The following is a 20,455-nucleotide window of genomic DNA, read 5'->3' as shown; positions in this document are numbered from 1 at the left end:
CGAGCCCGGACTCAGGCTGTGGCTGATTCTATTTGCTGCGATACCTCCAGCCACTGTTCTTCCAGGCCCTGCAGCTCTTCGTTCACCGCTTTCAGGCGTTTGCCCAGATTGGCAAAGTCGGATGGCGGGGGCGATTGGCTCAAGTGGCCTTCCAGCGCGGCGCCCTCAGTGTTGAGCACGGCCATGCGCGCCTCAATGTCCTGCAACTTGCGTTTGAGGGAGCCGGTGGGCGCGGGTTTTGACTTGGCCTTGGTCGCCGCCGCAGCAGCTTCGGCCTGTGCTTTGCGCTCTGCCTTGGCGGCGGCACTGCTGGCTTCCTTGATAGCCTCACGCTGGCGTTTGGCCTCGTCCAGCAGATATCTCTGGTAGTCGTCCAGATCACCGTCAAACGGTTCCACACCGCCGCGTGACACCATCCAGAACTCGTCACAGACTGAGCGCAACAGCGCCCGGTCGTGGCTGACCAGCATCAGCGTGCCCTCAAACTCGTTGAGCGCCATCGCCAGCGCTTCGCGGGTGGCCAAGTCCAAATGGTTGGTGGGTTCGTCCATCAGCAGCAGGTTGGGGCGTTGCCAGACCATCATGCACAACACCAGCCGGGCTTTTTCACCGCCACTCATGCTGCCCACCGCCTGTTTGACCATGTCTCCGCTGAAGTTGAAGGTACCCAGGAAACTGCGCAAGTCTTGTTCACGCGTCTGCTGGCCAGCGATCTTGCCAGCCGCAGTCATGTCTTTGACCAGGCGGATCATGTGCTCCAGCGGGGTGTCGGTGGGGCGCAACACGTCAAGCTCCTGCTGGGCAAAGTAGCCGATGTTCAAACCCTTGCCCTCGGTGATCTCACCACCGATGGCCTGAAGATCACGCGCGATGGTTTTTACCAGGGTCGATTTGCCCTGGCCGTTGGCACCCAAAATGCCGATGCGTTGGCCTGCCAGCACCGACTTGCTGACGTTATGGACGATGACGGTGGGGGGCGTGCCTTCAGGCGCGTCGTCCGGCGCGGGGTAACCAAAACTCACACCGGTCATCGACAACATCGGGTTGGGCAGGTTCGCGGGTTCCTTGAACTCGAAGGTGAAGTCGGCCTCGGACAGCAGCGGCGCAATTTTTTCCATGCGGTCCAGCGCCTTGACCCGGCTTTGTGCCTGTTTGGCCTTGCTGGCCTTGGCCTTGAAGCGGTCAATGAACTTCTTGAGGTGGGCGATCTTGTCCTGCTGTTTGGCAAACGCCGCTTGTTGCAGCTCCATCTTCTCGGCGCGCATGTCCTCGAACTTGCTGTAGTTGCCGCCGTAACGCACCAGTTTGCCCGCGTCGATGTGCAGGGTGACGTTGGTCACCGCATCCAGGAACTCGCGGTCATGGCTGATGACAATCATCGTGCCCTGGTAACGCTGCAACCAGGCCTCCAGCCAGACCAGCGCATCCAAGTCCAAGTGGTTGGTCGGTTCGTCCAGCAGCAGCAGGTCACTCGGGCACATCAGCGCGCGCGCCAGTTGCAAGCGCATGCGCCAGCCGCCGGAGAAGCTGTTGACCGGGTTGGTGAGTTCGGTGGTTTTGAAACCCAGGCCCAGGATCAGCGCCTGCGCGCGTGCCGGTGCATCATGGGCGCCAGCATCCTGCAAGGCCATGTAAGCGTGGGCCATGCGGTCATAGTCCTCGGTGGCCTCAGACGCGGTGACTTCCTGTTGCGCGGCCAGCAGGGCCGTGTCGCCATCGACCACAAAGTCGGTGGCGGATTGCTCGGTTTCAGGCATGTCCTGGGCCACCTGGCCCATGCGCCATTGGGTCGGGATGTAGTACTCACCCACATCTTCGTGCAGGCTACCGTTGAACAAGGCAAACAGCGAGGATTTGCCCGCGCCGTTGCGCCCGACCAAGCCCACTTTTTCGCCGGGGTTCAGGGTGACGGAAGCGCCTTCGAGAAGGACTTTGGCGCTGCGGCGCAGGGTGACGTTTTTGAGGGTGATCATGTAGGGAGCTTGGGTGTGGCCGGGCTGAGCGGCACGCCCAGAAAAACCAGTTGTGCGTAAGGATGGACTTTGAACGGGGCAATGGGCTCAAAGCCCAGTTGTTGGTACAGCGCCAGGGCCTGGGTGTTCTCAGGCCAGGTGCTGATGGCAGCGGTGTGGTAGCCCATGGCTTGCGCCTGGGCCATCAGCTGTTGGGTCAGGGTGCGGGCCAGGCCCTGGCGGCGAAAAGCTTCGCGCACATAAATGCGTTTGACCTCGGCCACGCCGGTGTGTTGGGTGTTGGTGAGGGCGCCACAGCCAACCAGGGTCTCCCCCGCATAGGCAAGCACAGCCGCACCGTGGGGCGGGCCATAACGCTCAGGCAGGGCCTCCATATCTTTCCAGATGCTGCTGTTGGCGGCGTCGGCCAGATCCTTGTCCGCGTACTCCTTCAGCAGTTGGCCAAACAGCGCGTAGTCTTCGGCGCTCGATACGCCGCGCAGGGTAAAGGCTTGAGCGCTGCTCAGGTGGGCCTGCGCTTGGTAGGCCACCAGGGCTTCGCGTGTCATCAGCAGCACCTGGTCTTCACCCGCGCTGGTCTCCAGCCAGATCACTTCCAGCCCGGGAAAGGCCGCTTCGAAGTGGGGGCGCTCGTGGCCAATTTCGAGCACCAAAACAGCCTCTTCAGACATCTGTGCAGGCGCATCCGACAACAGCTGACGGATGAAGTCCATGCCATCGCTGCCACCCGCCGTGTTGCCGTCCAGCGCCAGCGCCGGTTCGGCCTTGAACTCAGGCGGCAACTCGGCCATGCTTTGCGCGTTCACGTAAGGCGGGTTGCACAGGATCAGGTCGTAGTGGCTGCCGGTTTTGGGAATGCCGTCACCCTGACGCAGCGCAATGCGTTCGTGCAGGCCGTGGCGATCGATGTTGATACGGGCCACATCGAGCGCATCCTGGCTGATGTCTGAGGCCTGTACCTTCACATCCGGGTAGACCATGGCGGCGATCACCGCCAGACTGCCGTTGCCGGTGCACAAATCCAGCACGCGGTGGGTCTCGGCGCTAAGCCAGTAGTCCAGGTTGCCCTCCATCAGCACTTCGGCAATCAGTGAACGTGGCACGATGACGCGCTCATCCACATAAAAAGCGACACCCTGCAACCAGGCCTCTTTGGTCAGGTAGGCGGCGGGTTGACGGGTGCTGATGCGTGCTTCAATTAAGGTAGCTATCAGCCCTTGCTCTTCAAGGGTTACAGCACGTTTTGATGCCTCATCGTCAGGATCAAGCGAGGTGTCCAGCGGCAGGCCCAGGCGCCATAACACCAACCAGGCGGCCTCGTCAAAAGCGTTGGTCGTGCCATGGCCAAAAGCGACACCGGCCTGCGTGAGCCGCTGTTCGGCTTGTTGCACACATTGCAGCAGGTTCAGTGTGGGAGAGGGGGACAAAGGCATGGGGTTCAGGTACTCAGGTTGTCCAGCACGCGCCGGTAGATGTTCTTCAGCGGTTCAATGTCGGCCAGGGCGATGTGTTCGTTGAGCTTGTGGATGCTCGCATTGGGTGGGCCCAGCTCAATCACCTGCGGGCAGATGCTGGCAATAAAACGCCCATCGCTGGTGCCACCGCTGGTGGAGAGCTCGGGGGTGAGGCCGGTCTCGGCCTGGATGGCGGCCACGACCGCGTCGACCAGGGTGCCGGGCGGGGTCAAAAACGGCAAACCACTCAGGGTCCAGACCAGGTCAACGTCCAACCCGTGCCGGGTCAGCACCTCTTGCAGCCGTGTTTGCAAGGATTCTGGCGTTGATTCGGTGCTGAAGCGGAAGTTGAAATCCAGCACCACTGTGCCCGGAATCACATTGCCCGCACCGGTGCCGCCATGGATGTTGCTGACCTGCCAGCTGGTGGGCGGGAAGAAGGCATTGCCCGCGTCCCACTCGGTGGCCACCAGCTCGGCCAGTGCGGGTGCAAGTTGATGGATCGGGTTGTTGGCCAGATGCGGGTAGGCGATGTGGCCCTGCACCCCTTTGACGGTGAGGCGGCCGCTCAGTGAGCCGCGGCGCCCATTTTTGATCATGTCACCGGTGCGTTGCACCGAGGTCGGTTCACCCACAATGCAATAGTCCAACCGCTCGCCGCGTTCACGCAGCAGGTTCACCACGCGCACCGTACCGTCAAGCGCCGGGCCTTCCTCGTCGCTGGTGAGCAAAAAGCCAATGGTCAGCGGGGTGTCTGGCTGGGCGTGCAGGAACTCTTCGGTGGCCACCACAAAGGCCGCGAGCGAGGTTTTCATGTCGGCCGCGCCACGCCCATAGAGCTTGCCGTCGCGCACGCTGGGTGTGAAGGGTGGGCTGTGCCAATCTGCCAGTGGGCCGCTGGGCACCACATCGGTGTGGCCGGCAAAGACTATCAACTTGCTAGCTGTACCCCCTTGTTCTATAAGGGCTGAAGGCCGTTTTGCCCATAAATTGGTGACACTTTGGTCCTGGGGGCCGCAGTGCAGGGTCTCCAGCACAAAACCCAGGGCAGCCAGGCGCTGGCCGATCAGGGTCAGGCAACCTGCGTCAAGAGGTGTTTCAGAAGGGCAGGCAATCAGTTGCTGGGCCAGGTCGAGGGTCGCGGTCATGGGCTCGGGCTGGCTACTGGCTCATGTCCAGGGTGATTTCGGTGAAGGTGGCCCGGTCATCCGGGTCGGGCTCATTGGCCTTGGCCAATGAGTTGGCCTGGCTGGTGAAGTCGTTCTGCAGGCGCCACATCAGGTTGGTGGGGGAGTCGGAGTTGGCCAGGCCTTCCTTGCGCTCGACGATGCCGGCCATGATGAGGCGGGCAATGTCTTGCTCAAAGGTCTGGCTGCCTTCGGCCAAGGATTTTTCCATGGCCTCGACGATGCCCGAGAAGTTGCCTTTTTCGATCATTTCACTCACCAGCCGGGTGTTGAGCATGATCTCCACGGCCGGTGTGCGGGTGCTGGCCACGGTTTGCAGCAGCCGCTGCGACACGATGGCCCGCAGCGAGGCGGCCAGATCCCCCAGCATGGTGGGCCGCACTTCCACCGGGAAGAAGCTCAAGATGCGGTTGAGGGCCTGGTAACTGTTGTTGGCGTGCAAGGTGGCCAGGCACAGGTGGCCGGTCTGGGCGTAGGTGATGGCCGCCGTCATGGTGTCTTGGTCGCGGATTTCGCCGATCATGATCACGTCGGGCGCCTGGCGCAGCGCATTTTTCAGCGCCACCTGCAAGGACTCGGTGTCGGTGCCGATCTCGCGCTGATTCACCACCGAGCGTTTGTTCTTGAACAAAAACTCGATCGGGTCTTCAATGGTCAGGATGTGCCCCGACAAATTGGCGTTGCGGTGGTCGATCATCGACGCCAGCGTGGTGCTTTTGCCCGAGCCGGTGGCGCCCACCATCAGGATCAGCCCGCGCTTTTGCAGCATCAGATCGGCCAGCACCGCCGGCAGCGCCAGCGTCGACATCGGTGGCACTTCGTTGACGATAAAACGGATCACCACCGCAAACGAGCCGCGTTGGCGCAAGGCGCTGACACGAAAGCGCCCAACCCCCGTCATCGACCAACCCACATTGAGCTCGTTGTTGGCTTTGAGCTCCTGGATCTGCTGCTCAGGAAGAATCTCGCACAGCAGGCTCAGCGGCGCATCGGGCGGCAGCAGTTGGCTGTTGATCGGCACACACACACCGTTGATGCGGATCAGCGCCGGTGAGTGCGCCGACAGGTAGATGTCCGAGGCACGTTTCTCGGACATCAGCCGCAACAAACGGCGCATGGTGCCCTCGTTGGGGCTGTCGGTGCTGGCCATGTGGGTGTGCCTTTGGGTGGGTGGAGGAGGGCGCGGCTGCGGGGTGGGGGATCAGTCGCGCAGCAGGTCGTTCAGGCTGGTCTTTGCCCGGGTTTGGGCATCCACACGCTTGACGATGATGGCCGCGTACAGGCTGTATTTGCCGCCGTCCTTGGGCAGGTTGCCGGAGATCACGACCGAGCCGGCCGGAATGCGGCCATAACTCACGGTGCCGGTGGCACGGTCATAAATCGGGGTGCTCTGGCCGATGTAGACCCCCATGGAGATCACCGAGTTTTCTTCGACGATGACACCTTCGACAATTTCGGAGCGGGCGCCGATGAAGCAGTTGTCTTCGATGATGGTCGGGTTGGCCTGCATCGGCTCCAGCACCCCACCAATACCAACGCCACCGCTCAGGTGCACGTTTTTGCCGATCTGGGCGCATGAGCCCACCGCAGCCCAGGTGTCGACCATGGTGCCTTCGTCCACATAGGCGCCGATGTTCACAAACGAGGGCATCAGGATCACACCCTTGGCCAGGTAGCTGCCACGGCGCGCCACGGCGGGGGGCACGATGCGCACGCCGGTGGCCTTGATGCCAGCTTCGTCCAGGTCCGAGAACTTGGTTTGCACCTTGTCGTAAAAGCTCAGGTCACCGGCTTTCATCAACTCGTTGTCGCGCAAACGGAAGCTCAGCAGCACCGCCTTTTTGATCCACTGGTGGGTGGTCCACTGGCCCACACCGTCACGGCTGGCCACACGCAGTTGGCCGTTGTTGAGCTGGTGGATGACGTGTTCGACGGCATCGGTCACTTCCTTGGGGGCACTGGCAGCTGACAGGTTGGCTCGGTCTTCCCAGGCGGCGTCCAAAAGGGTTTGCAATTGTTGGGTCATGGTAGGTGTGGTGAGTCAGAGGAAAAAAGGGTGGGTCAGGCGGCAGACCGCTGTTTGACAAAGTCCCGGATACGGTGAGCGGCTTGCACACATTCGGCGCTGTCGGCGACCAGTGCCATGCGGATACGACCAGCGCCGGGGTTGCTGCCCTGCGCTTCGCGCGCCAGGAACGAACCCGGCAACACGGTCACATTGTAATTTGCGTACAGCGAGCGGGTGAATTCCAGCTCATCCCCGGCCACATCGGCCCACAGGTAAAAACCGGCATCGGGCAAAGCCACGTTCATCACCTCGGCCAGCAGCGGCGTGACCTCGGCAAACTTTGCTCTGTACAGCGTGCGGTTGGCCACAACGTGGGTCTCATCACCCCAGGCGGCGATGCTGGCCGATTGCACCACCGGACTCATGGCACAGCCATGGTAGGTCCGGTAGAGCAAAAAGGCGCTGATGATGGCCGCATCACCCGCGACAAAGCCGCTGCGCAGCCCCGGCACATTGCTGCGTTTGGACAGGCTGGTGAGTGAGATCAGGTTGTTGAAATCGCTGCGGCCCAATTGCGTGGCGGCTTGCAGGCCACCCAGCGGTGGCTCGTCGCGGAAATAGATCTCGCTGTAACACTCGTCGCTGGCAATCACAAAACCAAAACGCTCGCTCAGGTCCAGCAGCTTCTGCCACTCAGACAAGGGCATCACCGCACCGGTCGGGTTGCCGGGGGAACACACAAACAGCAGCTGGGTGCGCGCCCACACGGCGTCGGGCACGCTGTCCCAGTCCGGCGCAAAGTTGCGCGCCGGGTCACTGGCCACGTAATACGGCTCGGCCCCGGCGAGCAGCGCGGCACCTTCGTAGATTTGGTAGAACGGATTGGGGCAGACCACGACGGGCTTCACACCACTGACCGCGCTGTCACCCGGGTTGATGATGGTTTGCGTCAGTGAAAACAGCGCCTCGCGCGAGCCGTTGACCGGCAGTGTCTGGGTGAACGGGTTGACGCTCAGGCCATAACGTTTTTGGAGCCAGTCGGCAAAGGCCTGGCGCAGCGCGGGTTCACCGGCCGTGGCCGGGTAAGCGGCCAGGCCGCTGGGTGTACGGTTGATCGCCTCACACAGCGCCTGCTGGATAAAGGGTGGGGTGGCGTGTTTGGGTTCACCAATGCCCAGGCTGATCGGTGTGAAAGCGGGGTTGGGCGTGACACCGGCAAACAGCTGGCGCAGGCGCTCGAAAGGGTAGGGTTGGAGCAGGGGCAACAGAGGGTTCATGGCCGGGGATTATCCCGGATGAAGCTGGGCCGTGTGACCCCGCTTGCCCCGCTCCCAGCGGGGATTTGCCCAGCCGTTATCCCGGCAAGGCTTGCACCGGTACCTGCAGCCCCAACCAGCGCTCTGCGGCCTGGGCCAACAGAGCGGGGGCACCGGTGCTGAGTAGCTTGATCTGACCGGAGTGTTGGCCACTGGCCGGGTCGGGCAACACGCGGCGGGTCTGGCGCGCCACCGGTGCACCGTTGTCGATCAGTTGCACACCTGCGGGCAGCAGTGTGCGCAGGCATTCGCTGGCAAAGGGGTAATGGGTGCAACCCAGCACCAAGGTGTCTACCTCGCCCTCTTTTAAGCCAAATTGGCCGATAGCCCTTGTGTAGATTGAGCACAGGGCTATTATTTTTGAAGTGTCCGCATGTTCAATGGCATCGGCTAGGCCATCACAGGGCTGGCAGACAAACTCGGCTTGCCCCGCCAGCCTGGCCAGCAGGGCCTTGAACTTGGCGCTGGCCAGTGTGCCACGGGTGGCCATCACCCCAATGCGTTTGGTGCGGCTGCTGGCCACCGCTGGCTTCAAAGCGGGCTCGACACCCACGATGGGCAGGCCGGGCAGCTCCTGGCGCAGCAGATGGATCGCCGCTGCGGTGGCGGTGTTGCAAGCAATCACCAGCGCTTGAATGGGGGGCTGCTCAGCGTGCAGCAAATGTTGGGTGATACGACGTGCGCGCTCGACCACAAAGGCTTCGTCACGCTCACCATAGGGCGCATAACCGCTGTCGGCCAGGTAGACAAAGTCTTCGTGTGGCAACTCGGTCCGCAAGGCACGCAGCACACTCAAACCACCCACTCCGCTGTCAAAGACGCCGATTGGGTGCCTTGGCAGCGTGTGGTCACAAAAAGGATCTAACTCAGTCAAACTGAAGTCAACTCACGCTGTGGTGACCGTGATGCCTTTGAATTCACCGCTGGCGATGCGTTCTTGCCATTCGGCCGGGCCGGTGTTATGCACGCTGATACCGGCGGCATCGACTGCCACGGTGACAGGCATGTCGACCACATCGAACTCGTAGATGGCTTCCATGCCCAGGTCGGCAAAACCCAGCACCTTGGCGGTTTTGATGGCTTTGCTGACCAGGTAGGCGGCGCCACCCACGGCCATCAAATAAGCCGACTTGTGTTTCTTGATGGCCTCAATCGCCACCGGGCCCCGTTCGGACTTGCCGATCATCGCGATCAGGCCGGTCTGTGCCAGCATCATTTCGGTGAAACCGTCCATCCGTGTGGCGGTGGTCGGGCCGGCCGGGCCGACCGCTTCGTCACCCACCGGGTCGACCGGGCCGACGTAATAAATCACCCGGTTGGTGAAGTCGACCGGCAGTTTTTCACCCTTGGCCAGCATCTGCTGGATGCGTTTGTGGGCGGCGTCGCGGCCGGTCAACATCTTGCCGTTGAGCAACAAGGTGTCGCCGGGTTTCCAGCTGGCGACTTCTTCCTTGGTCAGGGTGTTGAGATCGACTTTTTTGCTCTTGACGTAGTCAGGTGTCCAGGCCACATCGGGCCAGGTGTCGAGTGAGGGTGGTGTCAGGTAGACCGGGCCGCTGCCGTCCATCACAAAATGGGCGTGGCGGGTGGCGGCGCAGTTCGGGATCATCGCAATCGGTTTGCTGGCAGCGTGGGTCGGGTACATCTTGATTTTGACGTCCAGCACCGTGGTCAGGCCACCCAGGCCTTGGGCACCGATACCCAGTGCGTTCACTTTGTCGAACAGCTCCAGGCGCAGTTTTTCGACGCTGGAGAGCTCTGCACCGCTGGCGGCCTTGGCCTGCAACTGGTACATGTCCAGGTCGTCCATCAGGCTTTCCTTGGCCATCAACACGGCTTTTTCGGCCGTGCCGCCGATGCCAATGCCCAGCATGCCCGGTGGGCACCAGCCCGCACCCATGGTGGGCACAGTTTTGAGCACCCAGTCGACCACGCTGTCGCCGGGGTTGAGCATGTACATCTTGCTTTTGTTCTCCGAGCCGCCACCCTTGGCCGCCACGGTGACTTCGACCGTGTTGCCCGGCACGATCTCGCAGCTGATGACCGCCGGGGTGTTGTCCTTGGTGTTTTTGCGCAAAAACTCGGGGTCGGCCACCACGCTGGCGCGCAAGGTGTTGCCGGGGAAGTTGTAGGCGCGGCGTACTCCTTCGTTGATGGCGTCGTCCAGGCTACCGGTGAAACCCTCCCAGTGCACATCCATACCCACCTTGAGGAACACGTTGACGATGCCGGTGTCCTGGCAAATGGGCCGGTGGCCGGTGGCGCTCATCTTGCTGTTGGTCAGGATTTGGGCGATGGCGTCTTTGGCCGCCGCGCTTTGTTCACGCTCGTAAGCGCGCGCCAGATGGGCGATGTAGTCGGCGGGGTGGTAATAACTGATGAACTGGAGGGCTGCGGCAACGGATTCAATCAGGTCGGCTTGGCGTATGGCTGTGCTCATGGTGATTTGCCTCAAGGGTTTAGCGGGTTTGGGTGTCTTCGATAACATCACAGTTTAACCAAGCCCCTTCAGAACACACGGGTTCACCCGTCGCCAGCCCATGATCAAAAACATCGTTCGAAGTGTCAACCAGTTTGTCAACGGGCAGACCATTGGTGGTGTGTTGCTGGCCTTGGCCGCGCTGGTCGCGCTGATCATCAGCAACTCACCGCTGGCGCCGTATTACGTTTCTTTTCTGAATACACCCAGTGCCGTGCATCTGGCGGGTGACTGGCTGGTGCTGACCAAACCCACGCTGGTCTGGATCAACGATTTGTGGATGGCGGTGTTCTTTTTCCTGGTCGGCCTGGAAATCAAGCGGGAGTTGTTGGAGGGTGAGCTGGCCTCGCGCGCGCAGGCTTTGTTGCCAGCCGGTGCGGCGTTGGGTGGCATGCTGGTGCCCGCGCTGATTTATGCCGCTTTCAACGCCGGTGACCCGGTGGGCCTGCGTGGTTGGGGCATTCCGATGGCGACCGACATCGCGTTTGCGCTGGGCATCTTGCTGCTGCTGGGTAGCCGGGTGCCAGCCTCACTGAAGATTTTTTTGACGGCAGTGGCGATCATCGACGACCTCGGCGCTATTCTGGTGATTGCCTTCTTTTACACCGACAACCTGTCCTTGACCATGTTGCTGGCAGCTGCTGTCGGCATCCTGATCCTGCTGGCACTCAACCGTTTGCGGGTGATGGCGATTGGCCCCTATGTGATCGTGGGGCTGGTGATCTGGGTGTTTGTGCTCAAGTCGGGTGTCCATGCCACCTTGGCTGGTGTCATCACCGCACTGGCCGTGCCTTTGTCGGATGGGCGTGGTGGTTCACCCTTGAAGACCGCTGAACACGCCTTGCACCCCTGGGTGGCCTACCTTGTGTTGCCGGTGTTTGCGTTTGCCAATGCCGGGGTGTCGCTGGCCGGCGTGACGCTGTCCACCTTGACGCAGGCCGTGCCTTTGGGCATTGCGGCTGGCCTGGTGCTGGGCAAAACCGTGGGGGTGTTTGGTGCGTCCTGGCTGCTGATGCGTTTTTGCGGGGCCAAGCTGCCCGATCAGAGCAGCTGGTTGCAGTTTTTGGGTGTGTGTGTGTTGTGTGGGGTGGGCTTCACCATGAGCCTGTTCATCGGCTCGCTGGCATTTGAAGGTGCCGACGAGATCTACGGTGTGCAGGTCAAGATGGGGGTGTTGCTGGGCTCGCTGGTCAGCGCCACGCTCGCGGTGGCGCTGCTGTTGGCCCAGTCGCGGCGGTCCAACCACCACTGAGCCGGATCACCCCAGATCAGTGTTTGTCTGCGTTGGGGTGCTGCATCAGCCGGTCGGTGTAGGCGATGGCCATGGCCGAGAGCAAAAACGCGATGTGGATCACCGTCTGGGCAATCAACACCTTGTCGCTGTAGTTGGCGGCGTTGATGAAAGTCTTGAGCAGGTGGATCGAGCTGATGCCGATGATGGCGGTGGCCAACTTGACCTTGAGCACCGAGGCGTTGACATGGTCCAGCCACTCGGGCTGGTCGCGGTGACCTTCGAGGTCCATGCGTGACACAAAGGTCTCATACCCACCCACAATCACCATGATCAGCAGGTTGGAGATCATCACCACGTCGATCAGCGCCAGCAGCACCAGCATGATCACGGTCTCATTCAGGTGGGTGACCGGTGCGTCACTGCGGTAGCCAATACTTTCCACCAAAGCCGCCAGTGCGGTCTGGCTGCCAAACACCGCCTCCAGCAAATGCACCAGCTCCACCCAGAAGTGGTAAACGTACACACATTGCGCCAGGATCAAGCCCAGATACAGCGGCAACTGCAGCCAACGGCTGGCAAAAATCAGGCGGGGGATCGGGCGCAGAGCTGGACTTTTAATGGGACTTGGTGTGGACATAGGGGCTTAGCAGGGTGGAAATGTGGGCGAGTTTATCGTGGCAGGTGTTTCCCGCAGCTAGTCAGTGGCTTGTAAGTGGGGGCCTTGACATTACGGCGTGAATTTCATTTAACAAAGAGGAGACTGACCTGTGAGCACACCTTCCGCTATTGAGTCCGTGCTGGTTGAAAACCGCGTGTTCGAGCCCAGCGCGGCCACCGTCAAAGCCGCGCGCATCTCCGGCATGGATGGCTACAACGCCCTGTGCGCTGAAGCAGCCAATGACTTTGAAGGTTTCTGGGCGCGCCTGGCGCGTGAGAACGTGGTCTGGAACAAACCGTTCACCAAAGTACTCGACGAGTCGAATGCCCCGTTTTACACCTGGTTTGAAGACGGCGAACTCAACGCCTCTTACAACTGCCTCGACAAACACATGGGCACGCCCAACGAGAACAAGGTCGCGGTCATTTTTGAAGCCGATGACGGCCAAGTCACCAAGACCACCTACAAAGAATTACTGGCCAAGGTCAGCCAGTTTGCCAATGCGCTCACGGCCCGTGGCATCCAGAAGGGTGACCGCGTCCTGATCTACATGCCTATGACCTTGGAAGGTGTTATTGCGATGCAGGCCTGCGCCCGCATCGGCGCCACCCACAGTGTGGTGTTTGGTGGCTTCTCGGCCAAGGCGCTGCAAGAGCGCATCATCGACGCTGGCGCCGTGGCGGTGGTCACCGCCAACTTCCAGATGCGCGGTGGCAAAGAGCTGCCGCTTAAATCCATCGTCGACGAAGGCCTGGGCCTGGGCGGTTGTGAATCGATCAAGACCGTGCTGGTGTTCGAGCGCACGCCCACCCAATGCAACATGGTCGCCGGGCGCGACATCACCTTCACCGAAGCGCTGGCCGGCCAAAGCACCACCTGTGCACCGGTGATGGTGGGGGCCGAGCACCCGCTGTTCATCTTGTTCACCTCCGGCTCCACCGGCAAACCCAAGGGGGTGCAACACGCCACCGGCGGTTTTGTGCTGTGGTCCAAGCTGACCATGGACTGGACCTTTGATTTGCGCGCTGACGATGTGTTCTGGTGCACTGCCGACATCGGCTGGATCACCGGCCACGCCTACGTGGGTTACGGCCCCTTGGCGGCGGGTGCCACCCAGATCATTTTTGAAGGCGTGCCAACTTACCCGAACGCCGGGCGCTTCTGGCAGATGATCGAGCGCCACAAATGCAGCATTTTCTACACCGCACCCACCGCGATCCGTTCGCTGATCAAGTCGGCCGAAAGTGACCCCAAGGTGCACCCGGACCGCTCAGACCTGTCGAGCCTGCGCATCCTGGGTTCGGTCGGCGAACCGATCAACCCCGAAGCCTGGATGTGGTACTACAAAAACGTAGGCAAGGAAAAATGCCCAATCGTCGACACCTTCTGGCAGACCGAAACTGGTGGCCACATGATCACGCCGCTGCCTGGCGCGACCCCGCTGGTGCCCGGTAGCTGCACCTTGCCGCTGCCCGGCATCATGGCTGCCATCGTCGACGAAGCCGGTCACGATGTGCCCAACGGCTCAGGCGGCATGCTGGTCATCAAACGCCCCTGGCCGTCAATGATCCGCACCATCTGGAACGACCCGGCGCGTTTTAAATCGAGCTACTTCCCGGCAGAAATGGGTGGCACTTATTACCTGGCCGGTGACGGCGCGGTGCGCAGCGCCGACCGTGGCTACTTCCGCATCACCGGCCGGATTGACGATGTGCTCAACGTCTCCGGCCACCGCATGGGCACCATGGAAATTGAATCGGCCCTGGTCGCCAAGACCGATCTGGTGGCTGAAGCCGCTGTGGTGGGCCGTCCGGATGACCTGACCGGTGAAGCCATCTGCGCCTTTGTGGTGCTCAAGCGCGGTGTGCCGACCGGTGACGAGGCCAAGCAGATTGCCAAGGACTTGCGTGACTGGGTGGCCAAAGAAATTGGCCCGATTGCCAAACCCAAAGACATTCGTTTTGGCGAAAACCTGCCCAAGACCCGTTCCGGCAAGATCATGCGCCGCCTGCTGCGTTCCCTGGCCAAGGGTGAAACCATCACCCAGGACACCTCGACCCTGGAAAACCCAGCGATCCTGAGTCAGCTGGGGCAGACCTACTGATCAAAACCATAGCTACTGGCCCTTTTTGAATAAGGGCTAGAGGCTGTTTTGATCTATAAGGCTGGTGCAGAGCCAGCCGCCATGAAAAACCCGCATTGGCTGACCTTTGCGGGTTTTTGCTTTGATGGGCCTGTTGTTTCAGGTCGGTGGTGGCAGCGGGTGGGGTATTGGGGCCCACCTCATACGCGCTGCGCTTTGCGAAATCGGTGGTCCCCAACACCCCACCCACTGCGGCAAGCGTTTTGATACGCCGACTTTCAAGGGCCGGGGCCAGGTCATGCGTCGAGAACCAAACCAGTCTCAGGCCATGTGGGGTCGGGCAGGGGGCCGATTTCGCAAAGCGCAGCGCGTATGAGGCCCTCTGCCTGACCCCATATGGCCCATTACCTTAGCCAGCTGATCTTTGAACCACGTTGGCAATCACCGCTCCAGCGACGCACTCCAGCGGTCACCCCAGGCGTCGCCGCGCAATTTGTCGGCGTCGCGGCGGTCGCGTTTGGTGGGGCGGCCTTGGGTCAGGGTCAGCGCCGGTTCGGGTGCCAGGCGGCGTTGTTCGGCGGCCTGCTGGCGCTGTTGGACCGAGGCCTCTGTTTCCTGGTAGAGCAGAGCGGCCTGCGGCGCCGGGCCGCGTTTGTCACTCACACCCAGCACGGTCACCGTGCGGGTGATGACACCATTGCGCAGTTGCACGCTGTCGCCAGCCTTGACCTCACGTGCGGGCTTGACTGTGGCGCCGTTGACTTGAACCCGGCCCTTGTCGATTTCATCGCAGGCCAGGCTGCGGGTTTTGTAGAAGCGGGCGGCCCAGAGCCATTTGTCGATGCGCAATTTGTCCATGTGTCAGCTGCTGTTGTGTCGGCTCAGAGTGCGCGCTCGATGTCGGCAATCAGGCTGCGGCTGGTCGGGCCGGTCAGGCTGCTGTAGCTGTCTATCACCTTTCCGTTGCGGTCAATCAGGTACTTGTAGAAATTCCATTTGGGGGCGGTGCCGGTGGCTTGCGCCAGCTGAGCAAACAAGGGGTTGCGGCCTGCGCCCGATACCACGGATTTGGAAAACATCGGGAACTTGACGCCGTAGGTGTTGAAGCAGAAGTCGGCAATCTGTTTGTTGGAGTCGGGCTCCTGCTGGCCAAAGTCGTTGGACGGGAAGCCCAGCACCACCAGCCCTTTGGCCTGGTACTTGGCGTAGAGCGCCTCCAGCCCCTCGTACTGGCCGGTGAAGCCGCAGTAACTCGCGGTGTTGACCACCAGCACCACCTTGCCCGCGTATTGGCACAGGTTCTGCGGGGCTTCGTCCTGCAGCCGGTTGAAGCTGTGGTTCAGGATGGCCGGGCAGGCGGCTGGGCTGGTCCCGGAAGCAGCGGGGGTGGCCGGGCTGGCTTGTGCCATGGCGCCCGGGCCAGCGAGCAGGCCCATACACAGCGTGGCGCCAGCCAGCAAGCACGGGGTGACCGATGGGCGACACAAAAAGCCGGGTGTCTGGGTGTTGCGCAACATGGTGGAGCTCCTGGGTGTTTGTTTCAGTTTAGCTGTTGGCTGGCGGACGTGCTGGCCGCCAGCGGCAGCCGGGCGATGGTGTCGAGCCCGTCGCGCTGGCCCTGGGTTTCTCGGTTGACCAGCTCGATGTGGCCACCCAGGGTGCGGGTGATTTCCAGGCAGATCGCCAACCCCAGGCCCGAGCCGCTGCTGGCCTGGCCGGCCGAAAACGGCTGGAACAGGCGCTTGCGCAGTTCGTCCGAAATGCCTGGTCCGCTGTCGGCAATGACCAGGGTGGCCCAGCGGCGATCGCGTGTCAGGCGCAGGTGCAGGCGGCCGCCGCGCGGGCTGTAACGGATGGCGTTGTGCAGCAGGTTGCGCGTGAGTTCACGCAGCATCCAGTCGTGGGTCTGGATGTTGGCGTGGGTGGTCTGGATGTCAAAGTCGAGTTCCTGTTCGGCAATCAGCGGGGACAGGTCCAGCGCCACCTCGCGCAGCACCAGCGCCCAGTCCAGGCTTGGGCCGGGGTCAGATCGCTCCTGCGCGAGTTGGGCCACCTTGGCCAGCGACAACATCTGGTTGGCCAGCACAGTGGCGCGTTGCACGGTGTGGCTGATCTCCTGCAGCGCCTGCTGGTGCTCCACATCGCCGCGCAGCGCCGACTGCACCTGTACCTTGAGCACCGCCAGCGGGGTGCGCAGCTGGTGCGCGGTGTCGCGCACAAAACGTTTCTGGTTGTCCAGCAGGTCTTTGAGGCGGCTCATGGTGGTGTTGGTGGCGTCCATCAGCGGCAGCAGCTCGGTGGGTGCGTCGGCCACCTGCAAGGGGGTCAGGTCGTCCACCCGGCGTTGGCGCAACTGCTCGCTGAGCTGGCGTACCGGTTTGGTGGCACGTTGCACCACGACAAACACCACCAGCGCAATCACCGACACCAGCGCCAACTGGCGCAGCAAGGTGTTGATCAGGATCTGGCGCGCCAGCGTGCGGCGCAGCTCCAGGGTTTCGGCCACCTGCACCACCGCCATGACGCGGGCGTTTTGCACCGCCACCGGCTGTAGCAGCACCGCCACCCGGACCGGGTCGCCCCGGTAGACATCGTTGTAAAAATCGACCAGCGCCGCATAGGGACCGTGTTGAGGCAGGCTGCCGTGCCAGGCGCGCAGGTCGGCAAAACCGTCGATCAGCTCCCCCTGGGTGTTGGAGATGCGGTACATCATGCGGCTGCGGTTGTCGGCTTCGAACACTTCCAGTGCCGCGTAGGGCACGGCCGCGCTGAGCTGGGCCTCCTCGGCCTCGCCGCTGGCGCTGATGCGCTCCCCAATCGACTTGGCCGAGGCCAGCAGGGTGCGGTCGTAGGCGGTGTTGACAGCCTCCAGCGCCTGGCTGTAGAGCACCACGGTGTCGAGCACAATGAACAGCACCACGGGCACCAAGATGCCCAACATCAGGTAGCTGCGCAGCGACAGCTTGCGGGGTGTCGCCAAGGCCTGGGTGCTCATGCTGGCAGTTTCAGCAGGTAACCCAAGCCACGCAGGGTGGTCAGTGTGGCGCCAGTGCTTTGCAATTTTTTGCGCAGTCGGTAGGCCACCACCTCGATCGCTTCAAACTGCACCTCGGTCTGGCCCGGAAACACAACCTCAAACAGCCGCTCTTTGGACACCGCTTGGCCGGGGCGCGCCAGCAAGGTTTTTAAAAAACTCAACTCACGTGGTGCCAGCTCCAGCACTTGGCCTGCATGGTAGATTGCACCGCTCTCTTTGTCATAGCTGAGTGCGCTTTTTCCATAAGGGCTAGAGGTCGTTTTCTCGTAGTTTTCTGAACGCCTGCGGTGCAGCGCACGCAAGCGCGCTTCGAGCTCGTCAAGGTCAAAGGGTTTGGGCAGGTAGTCGTCGGCACCGGCGTTCAGGCCGGCAATGCGGTCGCCCACGGTCCCACGTGCGGTGAGGATCAGCACTGGGGTGGCCAGGCCCTCGTCACGCGCCTGGCCCAGGATGTGCAGGCCGTCGCGCACCGGCAGGCTCAGGTCCAGCATCACCACATCGGGCTGGCTGCTGCGCCAGTGGCCCAGTGCGGCACGTCCATCGTGGCAGACCTCGACCTGCCAGCCCAGACGCGTCAGGCTGCGTGTGAGCGCCGTGTGCAGGGCCTCGTCGTCTTCGATCAGCAGCAGTTTCACAGTTGACCGGGTCCTTCAGAGTGTGCTGCTGGTTACCACCGCCAGCCGCCAGAGTGAGGTGACTTCCTTGGCGCGGGCCTGGTGCAGCGGGTCGCTGGCATCGCTGGCTTTGGGGTGCAGCGGTTTGGCGTCGATGCGGCTGATGACGCGCAGGCCGTGCTGCTCAAACAGTGCCAGCAGCGCCTCGCGCGAGCGCAAGCCCAGGTGTTCGGCCAGGTTGGACAAAATCAACCAGCCTTCCCCTTTGGGTTCCAGGTGGGCCGACAAACCGGCCAGAAAGCCGCTCAACATCTGGCCGCCTTCGTCGTACACCGCACGCTCCAGCGCAGAGCCGGGTCGGGCTGGCAACCAGGGGGGGTTACACACCACCAGCGAGGCGCGACCTGGGGGAAACAGGTCAGCCTGGATCACACGGATCTGGTCTTGCAGACCAAGCTGGGTCACATTGGCACGGGCACAGGCCAGGGCCCGCGCGTCCATGTCGGTGCCAACGATGTGCTGCACGCCACGGCGAGCCAGCACCGCTGCCAGCACACCGGTGCCGGTGCCGATGTCAAAGGCCGTCAGGCTGTCCTGGCCTTTGGCAGGTTTGGGCAGGTGGGCCGTGGCCACCAATTGGATGTATTCACCACGCACCGGCGAGAACACCCCGTAATGCGGGTGGATGCGGTTGTTGGGTGGCTCACCAAGTGCAGCAATCTCGACACCCACACGCTGCCACTCAAAAGCGCTGGTGATGCCCAGCAGCTCACGCAGGGATGCGACCGACGTTGCTGCAGAAGCATCGCTGGTGACCAATGGCTCACCCCAGGCTTCGGTGCAGGCGGCTTTGACATCGGGTGCACGACGCAGTGGGATGCTGTAGTCGGCGTTGAACTCGATCAGGATCATGCCCAGGGTGCGCGCGCGTTGTGACTGCGCCAGCCGATGCTGGTGGAAGGCCTCGGCGGCGGCAACAGGTGCCTCGGCCTTTTTGCGTTTGCGTTTGGGCACCTGGTCGGCCCGGCGTGCCAGGGCTTGCAACAGTTGGCGGGCGTTCTGGAAGTCGCCCCGCCAGAGCAAAGCGTTGCCTGCACAGGCCAACCTGTAGGCGCTGTCGGCGGTGAGGGTGTCGTCCGCCAGAACCACTTTGCGTGGTGCGGCGGCTCCGCGTTCTGAGCGCCAGCGGGCGCTGCGGGCCTGACCGGCTTCTTGCCAATGGATGAGTGTGTCTGCACTGAGGGTGTCAGGCAGGGTGAGGGGAAGGGTATCTGGCATGGGTATGGGCTCAACAAGTGAATGGCAGGGTTGTAACAGATGGCCGGGCCCGAGCAGACGCTTCACCTGGCTCGGTATTTTCCCTAGTGCCACAGGACAGGTGTTTGACAGGCTGTCCACGCATCATCAGGCCCTGTCTCAACCCCTAGGAGAATCTGATGCGTCGCGATACCTTCCTCAAGTCTTTGGCGGTTCTGGCTGCCAGCAGCAGCCTGCCACTCTCGGCCCTGGCGGCCTCCAGTATCAAGATGATGCTGCCCGCCAACCCGGGCGGTGGCTGGGACACCACCGGTCGTGCTTTGGGCAAAGCCCTGATGGACGCCAAGGTGGCCGACACCGTGGTCTATGAGAACAAAGGGGGGGCTGCCGGTGCCCTCGGTCTGGCCCAGTTTGTCAACGCCAGCAAGGGTGACCCCAATGCCCTGATGGTGATGGGTGCGGTGATGTTGGGCGGGATCATCACCGGCAAACCACCGGTGTCCATCACCGCCGCCACCCCGATTGCTCGCCTGACCAGCGAATACAACGTGTTTGTGTTGCCCGCCAATTCCCCTTTCAAAACCCTGGCCGAGGTGGTTGAGCAGCTCAAGAAAGACCCCGGCAGTATCAAGTGGGGTGGTGGTTCCCGTGGTGCCACCGAACACATCGCTGCGGCCATGATTGCCCGCGCGGTGGGTGTCGACCCAGCCAAGATCAATTACGTGGCTTTCCGGGGTGGTGGTGAGGCCACCGCTGCCATTCTGGGTGGCAATGTGACGATTGGTGGCAGCGGCTACAGCGAATTTGCGCCTTACATCGAGTCCGGCAAGATGCGCGCCATCGGGGTGACATCCGGCACCCGTATCAAAGGCATCAATGTGCCCACTTTGAAAGAGCAGGGTGTAGATGTTGAAATTGGTAACTGGCGCGGTGTGTATGGTGCCCCGGGCATCTCCCCGGCGCAACGCAAGACACTGACCGAGATGGTGCTCAAGGCCACCCAATCCAAGGCCTGGGCCGAAGCGCTCGAGAAAAACGCCTGGACCCCCGCGGTGTTGGCGGGTGAGGCTTTTGAGAAATTTGTCGACGATGACTTTGCGTCCCTGCGGGCGACCATGGTCAAGTCCGGCATGATCTGACCGCACAGGAGGCAGC

17 protein-coding genes and 1 pseudogene are annotated in these 20,455 nt (G+C 62.0%); 3 read left to right on the top strand and 15 right to left on the bottom strand.

Annotated features, from left to right (window positions below; translation table 11 throughout):
* Window positions 1-11: 11 nt before the first annotated feature.
* From FDG13_RS07990 to FDG13_RS07955, 9 genes and pseudogenes are all read right to left on the bottom strand, one after another.
* Entirely contained in the window at window positions 12-1,973 is a 1,962-nt protein-coding gene (locus FDG13_RS07990) for an ABC-F family ATP-binding cassette domain-containing protein (protein ID WP_180126519.1), read from the bottom strand.
* Window positions 1,970-2,347: an N-acetyltransferase gene (locus FDG13_RS21060; RefSeq protein ID WP_255435172.1), complete on the bottom strand. Its 378-nt coding sequence runs from the start codon at window positions 2,345-2,347 to the stop codon at window positions 1,970-1,972. Before FDG13_RS21060 ends, FDG13_RS07990 begins: the two co-directional genes overlap by 4 nt.
* A 150-nt stretch (window positions 2,348-2,497) precedes the next feature.
* Window positions 2,498-3,406 (bottom strand): annotated as a pseudogene (gene prmB / locus FDG13_RS21055) (50S ribosomal protein L3 N(5)-glutamine methyltransferase); the annotation flags it as partial.
* Window positions 3,407-3,411: 5 nt separating this feature from the next.
* Window positions 3,412-4,575, bottom strand: coding sequence for a succinyl-diaminopimelate desuccinylase (gene dapE, locus FDG13_RS07980; protein ID WP_180126515.1), 1,164 nt, complete (start codon window positions 4,573-4,575; stop codon window positions 3,412-3,414).
* A gap of 13 nt (window positions 4,576-4,588) precedes the next feature.
* Window positions 4,589-5,764 (bottom strand): PilT/PilU family type 4a pilus ATPase, encoded by a 1,176-nt coding sequence (locus FDG13_RS07975; RefSeq protein ID WP_255435162.1) that lies wholly within the window; start codon window positions 5,762-5,764, stop codon window positions 4,589-4,591.
* Window positions 5,765-5,815: 51 nt separating this feature from the next.
* On the bottom strand, window positions 5,816-6,640 hold the full coding sequence (gene dapD, locus FDG13_RS07970) for a 2,3,4,5-tetrahydropyridine-2,6-dicarboxylate N-succinyltransferase (protein ID WP_078363483.1): 825 nt from the start codon (window positions 6,638-6,640) through the stop codon (window positions 5,816-5,818).
* A 35-nt stretch (window positions 6,641-6,675) separates the two neighbouring features.
* Window positions 6,676-7,899, bottom strand: a complete 1,224-nt coding sequence (gene dapC, locus FDG13_RS07965) for a succinyldiaminopimelate transaminase (RefSeq protein ID WP_180126513.1) — start codon at window positions 7,897-7,899, stop codon at window positions 6,676-6,678.
* Between the two features lie 76 nt (window positions 7,900-7,975).
* On the bottom strand, window positions 7,976-8,779 hold the full coding sequence (murI, locus tag FDG13_RS07960) for a glutamate racemase (RefSeq protein WP_180126732.1): 804 nt from the start codon (window positions 8,777-8,779) through the stop codon (window positions 7,976-7,978).
* Window positions 8,780-8,824: 45 nt separating this feature from the next.
* Window positions 8,825-10,378: a fumarate hydratase gene (locus tag FDG13_RS07955; protein ID WP_180126511.1), complete on the bottom strand. Its 1,554-nt coding sequence runs from the start codon at window positions 10,376-10,378 to the stop codon at window positions 8,825-8,827.
* Between the two features lie 100 nt (window positions 10,379-10,478).
* On the opposite strand from FDG13_RS07955, the gene nhaA reads away from it, so the two are divergent.
* On the top strand, window positions 10,479-11,669 hold the full coding sequence (gene nhaA / locus FDG13_RS07950) for a Na+/H+ antiporter NhaA (RefSeq protein ID WP_180126510.1): 1,191 nt from the start codon (window positions 10,479-10,481) through the stop codon (window positions 11,667-11,669).
* A gap of 16 nt (window positions 11,670-11,685) precedes the next feature.
* Here the strand turns inward: nhaA and FDG13_RS07945 are convergent, their stop codons facing one another.
* Complete coding sequence (locus tag FDG13_RS07945; RefSeq protein ID WP_180126508.1) at window positions 11,686-12,288, bottom strand: YqhA family protein; 603 nt, start codon at window positions 12,286-12,288, stop codon at window positions 11,686-11,688.
* 130 nt (window positions 12,289-12,418) lie between these two features.
* Here FDG13_RS07945 and acs point away from each other — a divergent pair, with 130 nt between their 5' ends.
* Entirely contained in the window at window positions 12,419-14,413 is a 1,995-nt protein-coding gene (gene acs, locus FDG13_RS07940) for an acetate--CoA ligase (protein WP_180126506.1), read from the top strand.
* Window positions 14,414-14,833: 420 nt separating this feature from the next.
* Here acs and FDG13_RS07935 read toward each other — a convergent pair whose 3' ends face one another.
* The 5 genes from FDG13_RS07935 to FDG13_RS07915 are packed head-to-tail and all read right to left on the bottom strand — an operon-like array spanning window position 14,834 to window position 19,321.
* Complete coding sequence (locus FDG13_RS07935) at window positions 14,834-15,250, bottom strand: RNA-binding S4 domain-containing protein (protein ID WP_180126503.1); 417 nt, start codon at window positions 15,248-15,250, stop codon at window positions 14,834-14,836.
* A gap of 23 nt (window positions 15,251-15,273) precedes the next feature.
* A complete protein-coding gene (locus FDG13_RS07930; protein WP_370528189.1) occupies window positions 15,274-15,909 on the bottom strand; it encodes a glutathione peroxidase in 636 nt (211 codons plus the stop codon).
* Between the two features lie 23 nt (window positions 15,910-15,932).
* On the bottom strand, window positions 15,933-17,387 hold the full coding sequence (locus tag FDG13_RS07925) for a sensor histidine kinase (RefSeq protein ID WP_180126500.1): 1,455 nt from the start codon (window positions 17,385-17,387) through the stop codon (window positions 15,933-15,935).
* The gene (locus FDG13_RS07920) at window positions 17,384-18,064 is read right to left on the bottom strand and encodes a response regulator transcription factor (protein WP_180126498.1); all 681 of its coding nucleotides are present in this window, start codon (window positions 18,062-18,064) and stop codon (window positions 17,384-17,386) included. Before FDG13_RS07920 ends, FDG13_RS07925 begins: the two co-directional genes overlap by 4 nt.
* 15 nt (window positions 18,065-18,079) lie before the next feature.
* A complete protein-coding gene (locus FDG13_RS07915; protein ID WP_180126496.1) occupies window positions 18,080-19,321 on the bottom strand; it encodes a class I SAM-dependent methyltransferase in 1,242 nt (413 codons plus the stop codon).
* A gap of 158 nt (window positions 19,322-19,479) precedes the next feature.
* Between FDG13_RS07915 and FDG13_RS07910 the strand changes: the two genes are divergently transcribed.
* On the top strand, window positions 19,480-20,439 hold the full coding sequence (locus tag FDG13_RS07910; RefSeq protein WP_180126494.1) for a tripartite tricarboxylate transporter substrate binding protein: 960 nt from the start codon (window positions 19,480-19,482) through the stop codon (window positions 20,437-20,439).
* Window positions 20,440-20,455 lie beyond the last annotated feature (16 nt).

This window comes from Rhodoferax sp. BLA1 (assembly GCF_013416775.1).
Lineage (GTDB): Bacteria > Pseudomonadota > Gammaproteobacteria > Burkholderiales > Burkholderiaceae_C > Rhodoferax.
Note: the sequence above shows the minus strand (reverse complement) of the source record. Positions and strands in the feature narration are given on the sequence as shown.

Excerpts from the sequence above, each read along its gene's own strand:
- FDG13_RS07990 (WP_180126519.1), bottom strand. The coding sequence starts at position 1,973 with ATGATCACCCTCAAAAACGTCACCCTGCGCCGCAGCGCCAAAGTCCTT.
- FDG13_RS21060 (WP_255435172.1), bottom strand. The coding sequence starts at position 2,347 with ATGGAGGCCCTGCCTGAGCGTTATGGCCCGCCCCACGGTGCGGCTGTG.
- dapE (WP_180126515.1), bottom strand. The coding sequence starts at position 4,575 with ATGACCGCGACCCTCGACCTGGCCCAGCAACTGATTGCCTGCCCTTCT.
- FDG13_RS07975 (WP_255435162.1), bottom strand. The coding sequence starts at position 5,764 with ATGGCCAGCACCGACAGCCCCAACGAGGGCACCATGCGCCGTTTGTTG.
- dapD (WP_078363483.1), bottom strand. The coding sequence starts at position 6,640 with ATGACCCAACAATTGCAAACCCTTTTGGACGCCGCCTGGGAAGACCGA.
- dapC (WP_180126513.1), bottom strand. The coding sequence starts at position 7,899 with ATGAACCCTCTGTTGCCCCTGCTCCAACCCTACCCTTTCGAGCGCCTG.
- FDG13_RS07955 (WP_180126511.1), bottom strand. The coding sequence starts at position 10,378 with ATGAGCACAGCCATACGCCAAGCCGACCTGATTGAATCCGTTGCCGCA.
- nhaA (WP_180126510.1), top strand. The coding sequence starts at position 10,479 with ATGATCAAAAACATCGTTCGAAGTGTCAACCAGTTTGTCAACGGGCAG.
- FDG13_RS07945 (WP_180126508.1), bottom strand. The coding sequence starts at position 12,288 with ATGTCCACACCAAGTCCCATTAAAAGTCCAGCTCTGCGCCCGATCCCC.
- FDG13_RS07935 (WP_180126503.1), bottom strand. The coding sequence starts at position 15,250 with ATGGACAAATTGCGCATCGACAAATGGCTCTGGGCCGCCCGCTTCTAC.
- FDG13_RS07930 (WP_370528189.1), bottom strand. The coding sequence starts at position 15,909 with ATGTTGCGCAACACCCAGACACCCGGCTTTTTGTGTCGCCCATCGGTC.
- FDG13_RS07925 (WP_180126500.1), bottom strand. The coding sequence starts at position 17,387 with ATGAGCACCCAGGCCTTGGCGACACCCCGCAAGCTGTCGCTGCGCAGC.
- FDG13_RS07915 (WP_180126496.1), bottom strand. The coding sequence starts at position 19,321 with ATGCCAGATACCCTTCCCCTCACCCTGCCTGACACCCTCAGTGCAGAC.
- FDG13_RS07910 (WP_180126494.1), top strand. The coding sequence starts at position 19,480 with ATGCGTCGCGATACCTTCCTCAAGTCTTTGGCGGTTCTGGCTGCCAGC.